General features: G+C 63.1%; 1 protein-coding gene. It reads right to left on the bottom strand.

The window, feature by feature from the left end; translation table 11 throughout:
• Positions 1 to 847: IS110 family transposase (locus ACJH6I_RS31825; RefSeq protein WP_406785198.1), on the bottom strand; the 847-nt coding region annotated here is incomplete at its 3' end.
• Between the last annotated feature and the right edge of the window lie 240 nt (positions 848 to 1,087).

Below are 1,087 nucleotides of genomic sequence, written 5' to 3'. Positions count from 1 at the left end.
TGGCGGGCTGTGGGGCCACGCCACAGAGTTTTGCGAAGGCTTTCTCGTTGCGGATCCGTTCGGGGTTGTCCCCAGCGGTGACGAGGAACTGACCGGCCAGCTCGACCCCGACGCCGAAGAGTTTGACCAGGTCAGGTGCGGTGGCGTGGACGACTACCGAGATCTGTTGGTTGAGGGTTTTGATCTCGCTGTCTAACGCTTTCCATCTGCGGGCGAGGTCGCGAAGGGAAGTCTTGATGCTGGCCATCAGGAGTCGTTCGGGGTGCGCGCGAAGTTGGGCGAAGTCGGTGGTCTCGGGCCGCAGTCCGAGGCAGCGGTTGATCAGTGTCCGCTTGGTCAGTGCGACGAGTTCGTCGCGTAGCGGTGATGGGGCGCCAATCATGATCCCAAACAAGGTGTTGAAGGTTTGGGTTCGTGCCTTGACGGCGCTGCTGCGGGTGACGCGCAGGGTGCGGATCACTTCGACCATGCCGGACTTGGACTTTGGTGTGGCGGTGGAGGTTTGGCCGAGCACGGCGCGGGCGATCTGTTCGGCGTCGAGACGGTCGGACTTGCCGTCCATTCGTCGTGCGATGCGGTTGGGGCGATTGACCTCGATGACGTGTTCGCCGGCGGCCGTTAGGGCGCGGGTCAGTGTTGCCCCGAACGATCCGGTGCTTTCCACGCCAATGGCTTCGAGCGGTCCGTGCGTGCGCATCCAGGTCAACAGTGCCTGATATCCGGTGTCGGTCGCCGGGAACTGCTGGTGGCCAAGCAGTCGTCCGCGCTGGTCGATGACCGCTGCGTAATGCGTGTGTTTGTGGGTATCGACGCCACCGATGACAGTCTCGGCATCTGTTGGGATCATGGAATTCGCTCCTCCGTTAGGGCCAATCTGACGGGTGGGCGAACCGGCCGGGCGGAGCGACAGGTCTGTGACGGGGCTTCTAGTCCAAGCTCCTATCAGGTCAGATCCGTCTGGCCGGTGCGCGCCGCGACACTGCACCGGCCCGGTCGACAAATCGAACGCAGGACACCGTGGTCATACCTTGGCCGGGGTCAGACCGAGCCGGTACAGCGCCAAGTCCAAGTCTTCACAGATCTTGCC

The sequence above is a fragment of the Mycobacterium sp. SMC-13 genome (assembly GCF_045311035.1).
GTDB lineage: Bacteria > Actinomycetota > Actinomycetes > Mycobacteriales > Mycobacteriaceae > Mycobacterium.
This window is presented reverse-complemented; position numbering and strand designations above follow the sequence as displayed.